Source organism: Streptomyces sp. NPDC014861, from assembly GCF_043081625.1.
In the GTDB taxonomy this organism is placed as follows: Bacteria; Actinomycetota; Actinomycetes; order Streptomycetales; family Streptomycetaceae; genus Streptomyces.
In genome coordinates, this window is record NZ_JBIBWV010000009.1 from 207627 (window position 1) to 224954 (window position 17328).

The window sequence follows — 17328 nt, forward strand, 5'->3', positions numbered from 1 at the left end:
GTCACAGCTTTGCGTACGACTGCTGTTCCTACCACTCGCGGGGTCAGGATCAGGACCGGCCGCAGCGCGGGCCACCGCCCATACTGGGTGTATGGACGCGAGGGACGAACGGATCCGTTCGGTGCGGGAGGCCGAAGGCGGTGCTCTGGACCGTCGGGCAGAGCTGAGCGAGTTCCTGCGGACCCGGCGGGCCCGGGTGAAACCCGGGGACGTGGGACTGCCCGATCTCGGCCGACGCCGGGTGCCGGGGCTGCGGCGCGAGGAGCTGGCGCTGCTGGCGGGGGTGTCGGTCGCCTACTACACGCGCCTGGAGCAGGGCAACGGACGGAACGTGTCCACGGAGGTACTCGGCGCGATCGCGCGGGCCCTGCGCCTCACCGACGACGAGCACGCCCACCTGACGCACCTGGCCCGGCCCCTGCCCCGCGGAACCAGGGGACCGGGTCCGGCGCGGGCCCAGCACGTGCGGCCGGCACTGCGCCAGCTGCTGGACTCCTTCGACGGCGTCCCGGCATACATCTCGGGGCGGTACTGCGACATCCTCGCCTGGAACCGGATGGCCGCCTCGCTGTTCGGCGACTGGGGCCGGCTGCCCGAGCAGGAACGGAACTGGGCGCGGCTGGTTTTTCTGCGGTCCGACTGCCGCGACCTGTTCGTCGACCTGGAGCAGAAGGCCATCGACATCGTCTGCATGCTCCGCATGGAGGCGGGCCGCAGTCCGGACGATCCCCGGCTGTCCGCGCTGGTCGGCGAGCTGTCGGTCAAGAGCGACGAGTTCCGCCGCCTGTGGGCACGGTACGACGTCAAGGAGAAGACACACGGCCTGAAGCGGATGCGACATCCGCTGGTCGGTGAACTGGCCCTCCAGTACGAGTCGTTCCGGATCGCCGGCGACGAGAGCCAGGCACTGGTCACCTACCACGCCGAGCCGGGTTCGGCGTCCGCCGAGTCACTGCGGCTGCTGGCCAGCTGGGGCACAGACACGGTCCCGGCACCTTCGCCCTGACCACAGGGGCGGACTCCGTCCGGCGTCCCGTCGCGACTCGACGCGCAGCCGCCCCACGTCGCGAGTCAGCACTCCCGAAGGGCGAAGTCACAGACGGCGACCAGGGCAGATCTTGAAGTTTCAGAGCCGGCTCAGGCGGAGTACCAGCCGGGCTCTGTTCGAACACAATCGGAGGGGGATCGCCGGGGAACGGTGGCCTGAGGGGTCCGCCGCTGATTCGGGGGCGGCGCGACAACGCCATGTCCCTGACCAGAACCCGGGCCATCCCCGCGAGCACGGGGAGGCGGTGACTACGCGCGCGCTGCCCGGACTCGGGGTCGCACCCATCTCTTCGAACGCGGGGTAACAGCTCTCTGACCTGCAGATCTCCTGAATTTTCGCCTCCTATCATGGAGGTAGGAGCGACTGCGGGCGCCTATGCGGCGGCCCACCCGGCTGTATTGGAGGAGTACTCGAAACTGTAGCGGGTGCTGCGGTCCCATTCGTCACCGGTGCGCTGCTTGTATGCGTTGTCGGATACGTCAACAGGCCGTTGCCGCATTCCTTGCGGTCCAGCCTGTACAGGGCCCAGGAGAGCTGCTCGGCGAACCCGACCACGTCAGATACAGGGCCGCTCGTCAGACGGGCGGTCAGGGCAGCGGCATCAGCGGCAAGCTCATCGCCCTCGGGGCTGGGGACAGACAGGCTGCACGCTTCAATGAGCTGCCAGAAGGCGTTCTCGTTCAAGGCGGAGAGGTGATCGAAATGTTCGTGGGAAGAACGGCGCGGCTAGTGGTCGGCAACGACAACGAGGTGCCGTTGGATCTGAGGCTGGAGCCCTGGGGTGACGTCCATCGGATCTTGCCGAAGGAGGAGTGCGTCGTTGTCACTCATTCCTCTGCGGGAGATGGATCGTGGCCCGGGACACAGCTTGGGGACGAGCCGTTCCAGGTTGACCACCGGCGTGACGCGGTCACCGTGTGGGCCAACGGTCACTGCTTCCACCTTTTTGACAGGAGGGGCAACGAAATCGACCCGTACATCTACGGGGGATGTCCTGCCCAGAGCCCGGCCGTCTGAAGGACTGCCTGACCTGGTGAAGCAGTCGTTCTCAGTGCCTCGCGAGTGCCCGACGAACTGGCAGTGATGCAGCATCGCATGGTCAGGTGTCGCGCCAGGTAAGGCGGCGGCGGTTCATCAGCCACCCGAAGGTGCGCTCGACGACCAGCGGGCGCGGGATGACCTTGGAGCCCTTCTGGCCCGGGTCTCGGCGGGTGACCTCGACGTCGGTGCCGAGAGTGGCGCCGTGGTCGATGGTCTTGGTTCGATAACCGGTGTCGGCACATGCCTTGGTGATTCTGGGGTGGGCCTTGGCGATGTGTGAGAGCAGGTGGATACCGCCGCCATTGTCGGAAATGCTGACCGCGGTGAACCAGACAGGGAGGAGGAGGCCGAGAGTGTCGATGTCGATGTGGCGCCTGCCGCCTCCGATCCTCTCCTCTGACCTGCGTCGATTCCCTGGCCGGCGGCCGAGATGTCGGCGGACGTCTTGATGCTCCGGGCGTCCAGCACGCACGCGCTCGGTTCGGCGTCCCGGCCTGCGGCTCGCGGACCCGTCCGCGGAGCACGCCATTGAGCTGGTCTAATGCGCCGTCTGGAAAGAGAGGCGGAGGGCCGCGACGGCGAGCCGAGTGCGTGCGTGCTGGACGCACAGAGCCACCCTGAACTGGCGTGATGCCTGAACACCGACCGCGTCAATGCAACGGGTGGGACCGCTGGCGCGGACCGAGAGGGTTGAAGTGCACCCCGTTCTCGTCGAGTGCGTTGAAGACGGTAACGCGACCCGAATCGAAGGCGAGGCTGATGTCGACGTGTCCCTGAGCGACATCCCTGCCTGTCCATTCGAGCAGTTCGGCCCCCTTGAGGGGCAGTCCCAGCAGAGCGTGCAGCCCGGGGAAAGGTTCGGGGCGCCACTGCAGGTCGAAGCCAGGCCACCGGACTGGTCGGGTGGGGTCGATCATGTTCCAGGTGAGCGAGAGATCGCCGAGCTTTTGATGGTTGATCTCGAGCTGCTCGCCATCGAAGTCGAACAGCACCGGGCAGTCGCAGAACCACACGTCATCCCTCAGGTCCCAGACCATCCAGACTCTCGTGAGCGTCCGACCGGCAAGACCACGCAGACGATCTCCATGTTCCTGCACGACGTCACCACGGCTGTCCAACCATGCTGGCTGGTAGTCCGCGATGCCGAAGTCAAACATGACGTCATCCTGTCAGAAGTGTCCCACTCGGGGCAGAACAGTCCCGAATGGCGACCAGCCCGTCAACTTCTCCAGCACCTTTGCGGGGACAGATTGCTCTTTCAGACGTCGCTTCTTACGGCGTCCTTGCGGATATCGTGCCTGAGGGGCCATCGCTGAGTTTGGGCAGGGGGCGGGGGATCGTGGACGACGCATTTGACGCTGCGGGAACGGCGCTGTGTTGCGCCGCAGCCATCCGGCTGGGCGGAGCCGTGGAGGTCCTGACCGCGCGATCCGGCCTGCTGGACCACTGCAGCCCGATCATGGCAGGGCTGGAGAACATCACAGCGTTTCTCTACGGTCGAGCGCTCGATGACGACTTGCTCGGGTCTGCGTTCGCCGAGAGCTGGTCCCTGGATGCCAGGTATCCGGCAGAGCTCCCCAGCCACACCTTTGTCAAGAAATGGTCATACCTCGTCTTCGGCACCGTGGTGCTGACCAGGCTGAAGCAACAGAACTTTACGTCGGCGCAGACCCTGGAGTTCGCCTCGAAGGCGGCGGCATCCTGGCCGATCGCCGTCTGTCTCGGCTCCTTCGACAGCCTGCTCCGCTTCGAGGCAGCGTGTCAGCAAGAGGCGGAAGCCCGGATGCGGGAGGGCGGTCTTCCCGCTCTGTGGAAACTGACGGAAGATCGATCCAAGCAGTATCGCCAGACGGCGGAACAGCTCATCGGGTGACCGACCTCTCAGCCTGCCGGCCCCCGGAAGCTGATGGGGGCTGCGGATATGCCGACGAAGGCGAGGAAGTGCTCAGCTCTGCGCTCGTAGCGGCGATGGAGACGACGGCAGTGCAGGACACGGTTCTCTTGACCCGCCCACTGATGTCGGCCCAGCCGCTGTGAGGACGCGACGCCTCTGCGCTTGATGCGAGGACGAGTGCCTCTCTGGCGCAGCCATCTTGCCCCACCCACGAGACCGCCCCCACGGGGGCAGGGCAGCCAGGGGCGGCCGGTGGGCGCGGAGCCGGGTACGTCACCGTGGACGCAGGAGCAGGCTGCGGACCTCCGCGCCCGGTACACGGCTCGGGTCCGTTCCCGGGGCCGGGGAATTGAGGCAAGCCCGTGTCGCAGCGGGTCGTCGGGGTGAGGCGTTCGATGGGGCGCCTCACCCAGGCGGTGGTTCAGGCGATGGCGAGGGTGATGGTGATGGTGATGGCCTGGCCGAGGGTGGTGACGGCGAGGAAGCCGGTCCAGCCGTGCCAGATCGCTGCGCGGGTCGAGGTGTTGTCGGCGTGGTGGGCGAGGGCGTAGCCGATGCCGGCACAGGCGGCGAGGAGGAGGACGAGGACGGTGTGCTGGTGGTTGTTGGCGACCAGGGTGGCGAGGAGGGGCGGGGCGGAGGTGAGGGCGGTGTTGGCGCCGCGGATGATCGCGGCGGCGACGCTGTGGCGCCGGGGGGCCAGTGGTGGGGTGATGGGGAGGTGGTCGCCGCGGTGCAGGATGCCGGCGCCGAGCCCTGCGATGGCGGCGAGTGTGAGGCCGATCAGGACGAGGGTGACGGAGGGGGTGATGACCGATGCCGCGGTGACAGGGGGCTCGTTCTCGGTGATTCCGGTCCCGAGGGCTGCGGCGAGGTGCATAATCATGTTCGGCTTCCCAAGCTTTCAGAGCTTCTTACGCACCCGGGGCCCCAGGATTTCGCGTACGGATATGCGGTTGCCCATCCGGCCGGAGTCGCGGTGCGATCCGGTCTGAGCAGGACCCTGGATCTTGGGCGGAGCTTCGGAGAAGTCCAAGTTTCGAGGCTGTTTTCCTGATGGTCCTTCTGAGGTTCTTGGAGGAGTCCAGAAATTGGTTTCTGAGGGGGAGCTTTCCTCGGCGGTGCCGAGCGAGAGTGATCTGGAGCGCGCCAAGTACGCCTTCGCGGAAAGGCTGGGTTCGCTGCGGAGGCAGTTGGGGCTGAGCCGCCGGGAGCTGGCGGCGAAGCTGAACGTCAAAGAGGCCAGCATCGTCGACTACGAGAATCTGAATCCCAGGAGGCGTACGCCCGTGCCCGGGCACACTCTGGTGCTCCGGCTCGTCGACGAGGTGAAGAGGTCGACGCGCGAGAGTGACGTGAGTCCGGTCGCGATCGAGGACACGCTGGTCATGTACCGGAAGCTGCTGGAGCTGAGGGTCCAGGTGGACCGGAACAGCAGTTACGCGAAGGGGGTGCTGGAGGCTCTGGAGTCCGAGCTGAGGCTGCGGTCCAACGCCGAGCAGCTCCAGGCCGCGAAGACCGCGCTCGACACACTGCGTCGCCTGCGCAGGCAGGGCACCGCTGTTCCCGAGGAGACCGTCCAGAGGCAGCAGCGAGAGATCACCCGCCTCGAGGAGGAACAGCCGGGCCTGGTGACCGAGGTGATGCGGGCGGAGCAGAGGCTGGCCCTCATACCTGGCGCCGGGCCCGACCCCGATCCTGGTCCCGGTCCCGAAGCTCCTGCCCCTCCCCCACCTCCCTCTCCTCCGTTCCGGTCGCGGACTCCCGGCAGGCCGGTGGGCGTTCTTGGACCTGTCCAAGGCACCCCGCCCGCGAGCGGCCGGCCGCCGTCCTGGCGGTACCTGATCGTGGGCGCGCTGGTGATCATCCTCCTCGGCGGATTCGCGATCTTCCGCCTGACCGAGGACCACTCCCCCACGAGCAACCGCGCCGACGACGAGCCACAGCGGACGACCACGACTCCCCCGCCGGTACGGCAGACCACGACACCTGCCGTGACCACGACGGCAGCCCCCGCCCCGAAGACGACCACCTCGCCGCCTCCCACCACCCGGACGCCCTCACCGTCCCCCGAACCTCCGGAACGGAAGGTGTTCGTCTACCAGACGGCGCGGGACGTCTACGTGGGATACGGGCGCCGGTCGGTCGACTTCGACGCGAAGCCGCCCCTGCAGGTCGGTGACGAGAACTCGACGTTCGACCTGGAGACGCTGGAGAGCGAGGGGAACGCCGTCATCCTCAGCAGGCACTACGACAGAACGCAGCTGGTGAAAACCCCTGCCGGATTCAATCCCTCGTACGAGAACTGCGTCGCCCTTCTGGTGCGTGAGGTCGGACAGGACAACCTCCCCGCACGCGCGGGCGACAGTTTCTGCCTCACGACCGTGAAATACCGGATGGTGCATTTCACGGTGACCGAGGCTCGACCGTCTTCCTCGAACAGGGAAACCCAGGTCGCCGTCAACGCGACCGTCTGGGAAAACCCCGACACACTGGACCCCGACGCCGGATAGAGAACAGATTTCCTCATTTCCGGATCCCCCCGTACCGCGCCACCGGTACAGGGTCCGCACTCGATACCGACCGTTCATGCCGACCAGCCCGCACGCACGGCGCGGCCCAGCTCTGCGGAACCCACCGTGAGGCGGGCGTGGGTGTCACCGCGGCGCAGGTTGCGCGAGGGCGAGCGCGGCCCGCCGTATGCTCCGCCGGGCAGGACCTACCCTCCGGTGGGATGGTCGCTCGCGGGCGCGATCTCATCGATCACAGCGAGAAACGGGGCCACGAGGGGGTTCTTGCCGGCTGTCGGCCACATCAGGCCGTAGTCGATGGTCGAGGCGTCGTGGAACGGCACGAAGACGATTCCCGGTCTGCTGTGAAACTGCTCGGCTCGGGCGGCAACCGTGCTGACCCCCACCCCGGAGGCGACGAGGACGAGAACCTCCGACCAGTAGTTCGTCGCCGGTCCCTGGGGGATCGGGCGACCTGAGGGTGTCCGTCTGGGGAAGTACCGGTCCATCCAGTACGCGGGGATGTCCGCATCCGCGATCGTGATCAGGCACGTGTCCGCGAGGTCTTCGAGCGAGACGGACCGTCTGTGGGCGAAGGGGTGGTCCGACGGGACCAGGAGCGACCGCGGTTCGGCGAACATGCGCCGTCCGGTGGTGATGTCGGGCTCGTGCACCGGAAACTCGGTCATCTGCAGGTCCACCGTGCCGGCACGCATGGCGCCGAGCGGGTCGCGGAGCTGGATCTCCTGGACCTCGACCGCGCAGTCCGGATTTCGGGTACGGAAGAGGTCGGCGGCCTGGACCACCAGATTCCCGCACCACGCTCCGGACCAGCCGACCCGGACCACATCCTTGGTCCGTTCACCGCGGCCGGTCGCGATGGCCTGGGCGAGCCCGTTGGTCATCTGCCGGTACGCGGGCAACAGGTCGTCGCGCAGTTGCCGCCCCAGCCCGGTGAGCTCCACCCTGCGACTGCTGCGCACGAACAAGGGTGCGCCGACGCGGCGTTCCAGCCTCCTGATGATCTGGCTGACCCGACTCGTGGTCACACACAGACGCTCGCCGGCCCGCCCGAAATGAAGCTCCTCCGCCAGCATGAGGAAGGCTTCGAGCTCGAAGCGTTCCAGCATGTACCCACCTCGTGTCTTCGTGTGTCTTCGTGCTCACGCTCAACAAGCCAGTTGTGGAACGGACTTGCCGTGTGCCGGCTCAAGCACCCCGCCGCAAGCGGCCTCGTCACATCAGCGCGCGAACGCGGACTCCGCGAGGGATCGTACGGTCCGGGCAGGGAGGTCGCGTGGTCTGCGAGGTGGAAGGGATCGGGCCGCTCGGACCTGGGCAGTCCGAGACGGGTCACACCGGACGGGCTTCGAGTCAGGCAGCCGCGAGCGCCCTGTTCAGCTGCTCGGTGACCTGAGCCAGCACCCGCCCGGCAGTGGCCATGTCCTGGACGGGGATGTCCGCGTAGGCGATCCGCATCGCGGCGTCCACCTGACCGCGGATGTCCCGGAACCGCTCCTGGCCGCTCTCGGTCACACGCAGGGTGTCCGCGGTGGCCGCCCCCAGCAGGCCGTTCGCTGCGAGATCGGCGACGACGACACCGGTGGTGACGGGGTCGGTCTTGAGCGCCCCGCCCATGCGGCCGACGAGCTCCTCTCGGAGGAGCTCGCCGCCGGCCCCGGACGCCAGGGTCAGACCGACCCACTGCTGGTACGTCATGCCCGGGTAGGCGCCGAGGATCTTGTCGAGCATCGCGCGGTGCGCGTTCTCGGCCTGGCCGAGGATCTGCGGGTTCAGAACGGACGTCATGGGTGGCTCCTCCGGGACGACTCGAGTCGGCCTTCGAAGGGCCGCCTCCATGGAGATAATGTACATAGCTATTAAGTACATGGCTACTACTTTGAGCTCACGTCATCGGAGCGTGGCACGTGGGCGTGTGACGCTCCGCTGCGCCCCGGCCGGGTCGGTGCGCACGGCACCTGTCCTGCGCGCCCTTGTCCGGGCTCGACATCAAGACAGGCCGGTGATTCGTCAGCCATGCGATCGATCGGCGGGACAGGGCCTCGACGTCGCCGGGCATCCGCAAAGCCACAGACCTGACCCCGGATGCGCCCCCGCGCTCGACACCCGGATCAGAAGGGCGTGCTTCTCAGGTATCTCCTCGCCTCCGCCGAGCGAGGTAGGTGGAGAAGACCGCAGGTGGACGCGTCAGGGAGGCATCGGAATGAGGATGGCCGCACCGGAGTCACCGGGATGGAAGGAAGACCGCCATGAGACCGATCCGCCCTCGCCCCGACGTGCCGCGCGGCATCAAGTGGGCCGCGTACGCCATCCCCTTGTGCGCTCTGCCGTCAGGAATGTGGCGCATCATGCTGGTCGTCGGCCGGCCCGACTGGTACGCCGGGCACGACTGGCTGCCGGGCGAACGGTCGTACGTTCTCTCGCTCTCACTGGTCGCCGAGTGCCTGGCGCTGCTCGCCCTTGGCCTCGTCCAACCCTGGGGCGAACGCCTGCCCACGTGGGTTCCGCTCCTCGGTGGACGCGCGCTGCCGGTACGTGCGGTCGTCGTCCCGGCCTCCATCGGCGCCATTCTGGCTACCGCCCTCGCTGTGTACGCCGTCCTGAACTACGCGTTCCACATCGTTCCCCCACTGAACGACACCGGCGAGACCTTCCCCACCGGCGGCCCGGGCGCGTGGGCCCTCTGGGCCTGCTACGTGCCGATCCTCGCCTGGGGGCCGCTGCTGGCGGTCGTCACGCGCGCCTACCACCTGCGCCGGACCCGGAGCGGGGTTCATGCCCTCAGGTGCGCGGCGCGAGCCGCAGCACCCCGTCCGGCAGGGTCGACGAGCGAGTCGGCGGCATAGAGCCTTCCGAGCACCGGCCGGTGCCCCTCCGAGGCGGAAGCTGGACGCGGCGGGGGCTCGGACGAGGAGCCCCAGCACGGCGTCCACGGCCCCATGGAGAGCAGGTCGCGGGTGCGCCCTGAGGCTCCCCGGCCGACGCCCGGCACTGATGGCGCTCCCGGCGGCCGCTGCGGCCGGAGTCTGGGCAAGGGCTCGGCCTGATGGCCATGCTGCCGGCCACGTTCTACGGCGGCGCGGTCAGTCCGTGACTCGCAGGCCGGACACCGGGTAGCGCAGCGCCTCGGGGACGGCGGCGTCGATGGCGGCGATGGCCGGTCCGAGGTTCGCGAACAGCTCCGGCACCACCGGTACGACGCAGTTCCGCCGGCCGAAGACGACCCTTCCGGGGCCGTCCGTCTCCACCCCGACCACCTCGTCGAACGGCACGTGGATCACTTCGCCGTCACCGTCGCGGATCCACACGCCCTCGGCCGTGACGGCCAGGCGGGCCCTGCGGGCCGCGGACGAGAGGAGCCTGTCGGACAGCGACGGCTTGCACACCAGCCCCTGGGACGGCAGCTCGTGCTCGCTCCGGCCGCTGCCGAACGGCAAGGCCGCGCCATCGGGCTGCAGCAGCTCGACCTCCGTCTCGCCCGGCACGACGAGCAGCGCGGTGCCGAGCGCGGCGGCGAACGCCTGCCTGGCCTGTTCCGGCGTGGTCTTGGCGAGCGCGTTCAGCCGTGCCTGCGCGTCCTGGTATTCCACGCCGAACAGCGAGGACGCCGCCGCCTCGCCGAGTTCGGCGGACGTGGCACGCGGATCGAGCCAGGCCTCGCGCAGTGCGGCGAGTTCCTCCGCGAGCTCCGCCTCGGTGACGCCCTCGCGCGCCAGCCGGAGCGACTCCTGCCACAACAGCTCGGCCACCCGCCGCTCCTGGCCCTCCCGGGCGTCCAGGCGGACGAAGAAGTCGTCCTGGCCCGGCCCGGCGTACCGTCGGGAGCCGTCGATGTCGTACGTCAGCCCCTCCTGGTGCCGTACGAGCTTCCTCAGCCGCTCTTGCAGTACGGCGTGCGCCAGGATCAGCGCGGCGTCGTCGAGGTCGCCGCGCAGGGCCAGCCCGGGTCCCGGAACCTCGGCCTGGAACCACAGCGGGCCGGGCTGCAACACCGGCTGCGCCGTGCCGCGGTCCGGTCGTTCGCCGGCCGGCAGCGGCAGCCTCAGCCCGGCGGGCGGCGGCCCGGTCAGCACCAGGACGGCGTTGCCGGAGTGGAAGTAACGGGCGGCCGTGTCCCGGACGGCCTCGACCGGGATGCGGTCGGGCCCGGGACCGTCCCAGGAGGCGAGTCCGGCGCCCTGGGTGCCGTAGCGGAAGGACAGCAGCTCCGCGCTGGTCGGGTCGGTGGCACCGCTGCCCTCGGCGGCCAGTACGCCGGCCTCGCGCTCGATCCGGTCGAGCGGCAGCGAGGAGAGCGCCTCGCACACCCGGGCCAGGAAGTCGGTCACCTGCTCGGGCCTGCCGGAGGCGGTGAACTCGGTGAGCGACAGCGTCACGGAGGCGTTGTGGTCGTAGTGCAGCCGCGGCAGCGTGCTCATCGCGAGATGCTCGACGAGGTGGGTGACGCCCAGGGTGCGGAACGTCTCGTCGCTGACGCCACAGCCGAAGACGAGTGCGGCTTCCAGCGGGCCCGGGGCCTCCGCCCACAGGACCGGCACTCCGTCGATCAGATCACGATGCATGGCGCGATCATATGACCGCCCCCCACCTGCACCGCATGCCGGATTCGTGCGATCCCTCACGGCCGATCTTCGAGACCCCGTCCTGGTGCCGTGACCGGTTCCGGAACCTTGCGCTTCAGGGTGTTCGCGCATCGCGAAGCGCCGTCCGAGCCGCAGGCCGCCCGCACGCCCCGCAGACGCACGGGCGGTCCCGAGGGGGCGAGGTCCCGGTCGGAGTACCTTTACGGCGGCGCAGACCGACGAGCAACTCGCCGCCACCCTGTGGGCCTGCCTCGCCGAGGCCCGGCGATGCACCGGGTGACATGGTGTTCCGGTTCAGACCAGGGAAACTCTCCATTTGTCCGGACTGGAGATGGTGACGTACCCGTGGTGAGGTAGCGGCAGTGTTCCCTTGGGACGGGGCGGATAGTGGGGGATCTCCACCGGTCTGCCGCCGGTCGCGAGGTGGTAGGTCACGCTGCCCTGGCTCTCGAACTCGTAACGAAGGACGCGTGTGTCCTCGTAGTAGCGCTTGGGCTGGAAGTAGCCGAACGTTTCGGTGAACTTCCCCTCGCGCTCCTTCGAGGTGAGCGCGGGCAGGGCCTCCGCGCCGACGATCCGCGCGTGCCAGCGCTGGAATCCGCTCGCTCCGTCACTCACCGCGATCCGTTCCACGGTGAAGCCCGACGCGTCGGCGGGAAGAACGACACGCATCCGCCGTCCGCGGACGGTGGTCACCAGAGTGTCGCCCGTGGAACGGCCACCGGTCGCCGGGTAGAAGCGGAAACGCGATGTGAGGCCGCCCCGCACCTCCAGCAGAGTCGGTCCGCTCGCACGGTCGGCGGGAACCTCCACGGTTCGGCCCGCCCAGCCGGACCAGCTTTCCGGACCTTCCACGCTCACTCTGTTCTCCCCTCCGGCGGGCGACCGCGCCCTCTCCCTGTGATGGTCGCACGGCGGTCCGTGCCCCGGAGAAGACCCGGCGGGGAGAGCGCCGGGACCCGGTAGGCCCGACATTCGGCCGCGCCGACATCGCCCTCCTGCTCAGCTTCGAGGGGACCCGTTCATCATCGGCCCGAGGTGCGGCCGCGGATCTGGCCGGGGCTGTCGACCGCCTCGGCGCCGACGGGCGGTCGGCCTCGCGGATGAATCGGCGTCATGGCCAACTGCGCTGTCAGCGTGGCCCCTTGAGCGAGGGGAATGTGACAGCGGATGGAATCGACAACTTTTCGCATCGGCGGGGATCTGGGTGTACAGCGGCTCGGGTTCGGAGCCATGCGCCTGCCGACCGAGCCCGCATCCGACCGTGAGGCGTCCCTCGCGGTCGCCCGGCGGGCTGTCGAGCTGGGGGTGTGGCGGCCCGTCGCGGCCGGGGCCTCGGGCGCGCGGGCCGAGATCGCCTCCGTGGCGGCGGAGAGCGGTGCCACCCCCACTCAGGTCGCGCTCGCCTGGCTCCTCGGCCACTCGCCGGTCATCCTCCCGATCCCGGGCACCGCGCGGATCGACCACCTGGAGGAGAACCTTGCCGCGGCGGACCTCCGCCTCGCTCCGGCCCAGCGCGAGCGCCTCGACCGGCTGTCTGTACAGGCACAGGCACAGGCACAGGCACACACAGGGCTGTCGCGTACGAGCCCGGCGGCGCACAGCTCCGGTCCCCCAACCGGCCGGCCCGGACTCGGGCAGCTTCCGGACTCGTATGATCCAGCGGTGAGGATCTGGACGGAGCACCCCGCCGAGGCGGACGTCGAAGCGGTCGTTCGCTGCTATTTCGGCCTGCTGCGGGCCGGCAGGATCTCCGAGGCCGAACAGCTCGTCGACCACAGCGCCGTCCCTCATGTGCTCACGTCGCTGTGGACGGGGTCCGTCGACGCAGGCGCCGACGGGGAGGAAGCGGGCACAGACCCTGCCGGCGACGGCTGGGAGCGGGATCTTTCCTGGCTCGGTGACCTCGATCTCGCAGATTTCCACTGGGGCGAGACCGGGAGCCATTGCTATGTGGAGATCAGATACCGCGCGCGGATCATCGAGGTGGCATTGAGCTTCTGGGTCAAGCCTGTCGAGGCCGGCTGGGTCATCGCGGGACCGGGCACGCTCTGGTAGGACGCGGGCGAGACCGCGCGCCCGCAACCTCGACCGGTCGCGGCTCGTCCGTACAACTGTCGTCAGAACGAGGTCCCATGACGCCTCACCAGGGAGGCCTCCGGCGGTGCGATCCGAAGAGGCCCGTCTGTCGGCCCGTCGTTAGCAGGGCATGAGTGGAACGTCAGCGGAGGTCATGAGACTGGGCGCCGCTCGCGCTCGACGGCGCGGGATTCGCCTCCCAGAAGAAGGACCCCGACATGCGACGCTTCCGGCACGCCTGGGGCGAGGCACATGCCTCACCTCCCGCCGGCCCCGTGACGGCACTCGCCGGCCCACGACGCCCTCGCCGTCACCGCCTGCGTGCGGCCGTCCGGGCCACGGCCCTGTCCCTGGCGGGGGCGCTGCTCGTCAGTGGTGTGGCGGCCTCCGTCGCTCCCGCACCCGCGGTCGCCGCGCTCCCCGTGGACGGGCCGCCGACGAACACGACCGTGGTGCTCCAGAGCGTCGGTGACGACAACCTGGGCCAGGGTGGTGGCGGCCGGCAGATATCCGGTTCGGAACTCCTGTTCCGTGTCGCGCCGCCCAAGGGCGACGAGTCGGACCAGTGGTGGTACCTCCAGGAGTCTCCCGCCGGAGACGGCACGTACAAGGTGAAGAGCCGTACCAGCGGCGACCGTTGTATGGGCCGGGACTCCAACAGCGAGGGCGAGGCGCGACTCGCCTTCCGGGACTGTGCCGGGTCGGGCACGGACTGGGTGTTCGAGAAGGTCAAGGGGGAGCGGTACCGGATCCGTCCTTCCGGCTACCAGGAGTTCCTTCAGACGCCCCGGGACCGTTCCGTCAGCAGCGACGTCACGTTCGCCACGGCCCGGAGCGAGGGCGAAGGGCAGCTCTGGTACGTCTCCCCGGTGGAGGCCCCTCGCCGGGCGATGCCCGCGGATCCGACGTTCGACCAGATGACGTTCCTGACCGCGCACAACGCGTTCAACAACAACATCGACATGGGACTCCCCCAGCCCTTCCCGAGCCAGAACCAGCTGTTGCCGATCTCCGCGCAGCTGAGGCAGGGGGTCCGGGGTCTGATGGTGGACACCTACCAGCGCAACGGCAGGGTCCGGGTGTGTCATCCGCTGGGCCAGGACGCGGATCTGTGTCCTCCGACGTCCCAGCCGTTGTCGGAGATCTTCACCACGATCGCCGAGTTCCTCAAGGCCGAGGAGAACAGGCGGGAGGTCGTCACCGTCTTCTTCGAGGACTATGCCTCGGAGGCTGACATGATCGCCGAGGTCGGCGACGATCTCGGTCCGGGCGGGCAGCTCGACGGTCTGGTCTTCGACCCGTCGTCGCCCGTCTGGAACGTCAAGGAGAAGGGCTGGCCCAAGCTGTCCGAACTGGTCGCCAAGAACAACCGGCTGCTCCTGCTGTCCGACCGGGACGACAAGAAGAGCCTGGGGATCGGCTTCCAGCAGGAGTGGACCGTCGAGAACTACTGGTCGATGGGCGCGCCGACCGGGAACTCGGACTGGACGTGCCGGACCCGGTGGGACAGGTACCCGCTCTCGTACGAGGAGCCGAAGTACCGCCGGCTCTTCGTGATGAACCACTTCCGGGACGCCCCCATCGGCGTGACGCCCGGCAACGACAACGCCAAGATCCTCAACCGTGCCCAGCGCTTCTGTGCGCCGGCCGCCCGCAAGAAGCCGAACTTCGTGGCGGTCGACGCCACCACCGCGGGCGACCCGAAGAGCGCGGTCGACGCGCTCAACCAGTACGAGGACCACCGGGACACGCCCGGCTTCGGCGGCACCCCGGACACCCAGACCGAGAACTGGCATGTCCCGAACCTGACCGTCATGCCGCTGGGCGACTCCATCACCCAGGGCGCCGGCAGCAGCACCCGCTCCAGCTACCGGGCGGCTCTGTGGCCGCAGTTGGTCCCGCGTGCGGACCAGCTCGACTTCGTCGGCTCGCAGAAGCACGGCGTCCTGCCCGACACCGATCACGAAGGCCACTCCGGCTGGCTGATCGACGGCATCGCCGCGAACATCGACGCGTGGATGGAGGCGGCGAAGCCGAACGTGGTGCTGCTGCACATCGGCACCAACGACATGGACCGCGGCCACCAGGTGTCCACCGCCCCGGCACGGCTGGCCGCTCTCATCGACCAGATACTCGCCGCGTCACCGCAGACCACGGTCGTCGTCGCCTCCCTCGTCCCGTCGACCTCCTCCGTGGTGCAGGCCAGGATCGACGCGTACAACGCGCAGATCCCGGGCATCGTCGCGGCCCGGCAGGCGCAGGGGCACAAGGTCGCCCACGTCAGCATGGGTGCGCTCACCACCGGTGACCTGCGCGACCGGCTGCATCCGAACGACGCCGGTTACGTGAAGATGGCCGGTGTCTTCGCCGAGGGCATCGCGCGTGTCGCGCGCGGCGGCTGGATCAGCACGCATGTGACGGTGCGGCCGGCCCCGCCCCGCGCCGGCCTGGGCGACTACCAGGTCGACCTGAACGCGGACGGGCGGGCGGACTACCTGACCGTCGATGCCGGGGGTGCGGTGCGGGCCTGGCTGAACAAGGGCGGCGACGGCCGCGGGGGCTGGACCGACGCGGGGCAGGTCGCCTCCGGGGTGCCGCTCGCCGGCGGACAGGTGCGGTTCGCCGACATCAACGCCGACGGGTACGCGGACTATCTGGTCGTCGACCCGAACAGTGCGGTACGGGCCTGGCTGAACAAGGGAGGCACCGGAACAGCCGGCTGGACCTCGGCCGGACAGATCGCCTCCGGAGTGACGCTGGCGGGTGGACAGGTACGGTTCGCCGACGTCGACGGGGACCGGTACGCGGACTACGTGGTGGTCGACGCGAACGGCGCGCTGCGCGTCTGGCTGAACAAGGGCGGCACCGGTACCGCCGGCTGGAGCGAGGCCGGCCAGATCGCCTCCGGTGTCGGTGTCCCCGCCGACCAGGTGCGCCTGGCGGACGTCAACGCCGACGGATACGCGGACTACCTGGCCGTCGACGCGAACGGCGCGGTACGGGCCTGGCTGAACAAGGGAGGCACCGGAACAGCCGGCTGGACCTCGGCCGGACAGATCGCCTCCGGTGCGGGCGCGCCCGGCTCCTCGGTGCGGTTCGCGGACCTCGACGCCGACCGCCGCGCCGACTACGTCGTGGTCGACGCGAACGGCGCGGTCCGCGCTTGGCTCAACAAGGGAGGAGACGGCGGCGGCGTAGGTGGCGGCGGCTGGACGTCCCTCGGGACGTACGCCACCGGTGCCGGGGTCCCGGCCTCGCAGGTCCGGTTCGCCGACATCAACGCGGACCGCAAGGACGACTATCTGGTGGTGGCCTCGGACGGATCGGTGAGGGCCTGGCTCGGCACGGGAACCGCCGGGCAGTGGACGTCGCTCGGCCAGGTCATCGCGGCGACGGGCGCACCCGGGGACCAGGTGCGCTTCGCGGACCTCGACGCCGACGGCCGGGCCGACTACCTCGCCGTTGCCGCCGACGGCTCGGTACGTGCCTGGATCAACAACGGCACCGGTACGGCCTGGACCTCCGTGGGGACCTACGCCTCCGGCACGGGCGCCCCCGGCGACCAGGTCCGGCTCGCCGACCTCGACGCGGACGGTCGCGCGGACTACCTGACCGTCGCCGCCGACGGGTCGGTCAAGGCCTGGATCAACCAGGGCGGCAACGGGAACGGCGGCTGGAGTGCCGCCGGGCAGATCGCCACCGGAACGGGCGCACCGGGCGCGACGGTCCGGTTCGCGGACCTCGACGCCGACGGCCGGGCCGACTATCTGGCCGTCGCGGCCGACGGGTCGGTCAAGGCATGGGCCAACAAGGGCCTCGGCAGTTGGACGGCGCTCGGCGGGTACGCACCCGCCCTGGCACCGCCCGGCACGACCGTCCTGTTCGCCGAGGCCAACGGCGACGGGCGCGCGGACTACCTGACGGTCGCGGCCGACGGCTCCGTCCAGGCGTGGCTCAACAGCGGGGCGGCGCTCAGCGGCGGCTGGTCGGCGCTGGGGACGATCGCCACCGGCGGGGGAGTGCCGGGCAGCCAGGTCCACATCTGACCGCTCGGAGAGGGGAGGGGGCGGTCCTGATCGGACCGCTCCCTCCCCTGCTCCGCCGGGACGCCCGCCGCACGGCACGGTGGTGGAGGCGGGCCGGCCGGCGGTC

Annotated in this window: 12 protein-coding genes and 2 pseudogenes; 7 read left to right on the top strand and 7 right to left on the bottom strand. The window is 69.5% G+C overall.

The window, feature by feature from the left end; translation table 11 throughout:
* Nucleotides 1–91 precede the first annotated feature (91 nt).
* Together ACF1BN_RS20910 and ACF1BN_RS20915 are read left to right on the top strand one after the other, a co-directional pair.
* Nucleotides 92–1006 carry a helix-turn-helix domain-containing protein gene (locus ACF1BN_RS20910; RefSeq protein WP_392333067.1) on the top strand — a complete coding sequence of 305 codons (915 nt, stop codon included), beginning with the start codon at nucleotides 92–94 and terminating at the stop codon, nucleotides 1004–1006.
* A gap of 744 nt (nucleotides 1007–1750) precedes the next feature.
* Nucleotides 1751–2065 carry a hypothetical protein gene (locus ACF1BN_RS20915; RefSeq protein WP_392333099.1) on the top strand — a complete coding sequence of 105 codons (315 nt, stop codon included), beginning with the start codon at nucleotides 1751–1753 and terminating at the stop codon, nucleotides 2063–2065.
* A 100-nt stretch (nucleotides 2066–2165) separates the two neighbouring features.
* On the opposite strand, the pseudogene ACF1BN_RS20920 reads toward ACF1BN_RS20915, so the two are convergent.
* Nucleotides 2166–2640, bottom strand: a pseudogene (locus ACF1BN_RS20920) (transposase); the annotation flags it as partial.
* A gap of 99 nt (nucleotides 2641–2739) precedes the next feature.
* A complete protein-coding gene (locus ACF1BN_RS20925; RefSeq protein WP_392333068.1) occupies nucleotides 2740–3246 on the bottom strand; it encodes a hypothetical protein in 507 nt (168 codons plus the stop codon).
* Between the two features lie 182 nt (nucleotides 3247–3428).
* Between ACF1BN_RS20925 and ACF1BN_RS20930 the strand changes: the two genes are divergently transcribed.
* Nucleotides 3429–3962, top strand: a complete 534-nt coding sequence (locus tag ACF1BN_RS20930; RefSeq protein WP_392333069.1) for a hypothetical protein — start codon at nucleotides 3429–3431, stop codon at nucleotides 3960–3962.
* Nucleotides 3963–4404: 442 nt separating this feature from the next.
* On the opposite strand, the gene ACF1BN_RS20935 is transcribed toward ACF1BN_RS20930, so the two are convergent.
* On the bottom strand, nucleotides 4405–4869 hold the full coding sequence (locus ACF1BN_RS20935) for a hypothetical protein (protein WP_392333070.1): 465 nt from the start codon (nucleotides 4867–4869) through the stop codon (nucleotides 4405–4407).
* Nucleotides 4870–4993: 124 nt separating this feature from the next.
* Between ACF1BN_RS20935 and ACF1BN_RS20940 the strand changes: the two genes are divergently transcribed.
* Nucleotides 4994–6496, top strand: a complete 1503-nt coding sequence (locus tag ACF1BN_RS20940) for a helix-turn-helix domain-containing protein (protein WP_392333071.1) — start codon at nucleotides 4994–4996, stop codon at nucleotides 6494–6496.
* A 206-nt stretch (nucleotides 6497–6702) separates the two neighbouring features.
* Here ACF1BN_RS20940 and ACF1BN_RS20945 read toward each other — a convergent pair whose 3' ends face one another.
* A complete protein-coding gene (locus ACF1BN_RS20945) occupies nucleotides 6703–7623 on the bottom strand; it encodes a LysR family transcriptional regulator (protein WP_392333072.1) in 921 nt (306 codons plus the stop codon).
* A gap of 244 nt (nucleotides 7624–7867) precedes the next feature.
* Nucleotides 7868–8302 carry a MarR family transcriptional regulator gene (locus tag ACF1BN_RS20950; RefSeq protein ID WP_392333073.1) on the bottom strand — a complete coding sequence of 145 codons (435 nt, stop codon included), beginning with the start codon at nucleotides 8300–8302 and terminating at the stop codon, nucleotides 7868–7870.
* Nucleotides 8303–8763: 461 nt separating this feature from the next.
* On the opposite strand from ACF1BN_RS20950, the gene ACF1BN_RS20955 reads away from it, so the two are divergent.
* Entirely contained in the window at nucleotides 8764–9360 is a 597-nt protein-coding gene (locus ACF1BN_RS20955; protein ID WP_392333074.1) for a hypothetical protein, read from the top strand.
* A gap of 237 nt (nucleotides 9361–9597) precedes the next feature.
* On the opposite strand, the gene ACF1BN_RS20960 is transcribed toward ACF1BN_RS20955, so the two are convergent.
* Nucleotides 9598–11076, bottom strand: coding sequence for an insulinase family protein (locus tag ACF1BN_RS20960; RefSeq protein ID WP_392333075.1), 1479 nt, complete (start codon nucleotides 11074–11076; stop codon nucleotides 9598–9600).
* A gap of 315 nt (nucleotides 11077–11391) precedes the next feature.
* Nucleotides 11392–11769, bottom strand: a complete 378-nt coding sequence (locus ACF1BN_RS20965; RefSeq protein WP_392333076.1) for a hypothetical protein — start codon at nucleotides 11767–11769, stop codon at nucleotides 11392–11394.
* Between the two features lie 636 nt (nucleotides 11770–12405).
* Between ACF1BN_RS20965 and ACF1BN_RS20970 the strand changes: the two are divergent.
* Both ACF1BN_RS20970 and ACF1BN_RS20975 read left to right on the top strand, forming a co-directional pair.
* Nucleotides 12406–12645, top strand: a pseudogene (locus ACF1BN_RS20970) (aldo/keto reductase); the annotation flags it as partial.
* Nucleotides 12646–13394: 749 nt separating this feature from the next.
* Nucleotides 13395–17222: an FG-GAP-like repeat-containing protein gene (locus tag ACF1BN_RS20975; RefSeq protein ID WP_392333077.1), complete on the top strand. Its 3828-nt coding sequence runs from the start codon at nucleotides 13395–13397 to the stop codon at nucleotides 17220–17222.
* Nucleotides 17223–17328: the final 106 nt, after the last annotated feature.

Bases quoted from the DNA above. Each gene is read 5' to 3' on its own strand.
- ACF1BN_RS20935 (WP_392333070.1), bottom strand. From the start codon at position 4,869: ATGATTATGCACCTCGCCGCAGCCCTCGGGACCGGAATCACCGAGAAC.
- ACF1BN_RS20960 (WP_392333075.1), bottom strand. From the start codon at position 11,076: ATGCATCGTGATCTGATCGACGGAGTGCCGGTCCTGTGGGCGGAGGCC.
- ACF1BN_RS20915 (WP_392333099.1), top strand. From the start codon at position 1,751: ATGTTCGTGGGAAGAACGGCGCGGCTAGTGGTCGGCAACGACAACGAG.
- ACF1BN_RS20955 (WP_392333074.1), top strand. From the start codon at position 8,764: ATGAGACCGATCCGCCCTCGCCCCGACGTGCCGCGCGGCATCAAGTGG.
- ACF1BN_RS20925 (WP_392333068.1), bottom strand. From the start codon at position 3,246: ATGTTTGACTTCGGCATCGCGGACTACCAGCCAGCATGGTTGGACAGC.
- ACF1BN_RS20975 (WP_392333077.1), top strand. From the start codon at position 13,395: ATGCGACGCTTCCGGCACGCCTGGGGCGAGGCACATGCCTCACCTCCC.
- ACF1BN_RS20950 (WP_392333073.1), bottom strand. From the start codon at position 8,302: ATGACGTCCGTTCTGAACCCGCAGATCCTCGGCCAGGCCGAGAACGCG.
- ACF1BN_RS20965 (WP_392333076.1), bottom strand. From the start codon at position 11,769: ATGCGTGTCGTTCTTCCCGCCGACGCGTCGGGCTTCACCGTGGAACGG.
- ACF1BN_RS20945 (WP_392333072.1), bottom strand. From the start codon at position 7,623: ATGCTGGAACGCTTCGAGCTCGAAGCCTTCCTCATGCTGGCGGAGGAG.
- ACF1BN_RS20910 (WP_392333067.1), top strand. From the start codon at position 92: ATGGACGCGAGGGACGAACGGATCCGTTCGGTGCGGGAGGCCGAAGGC.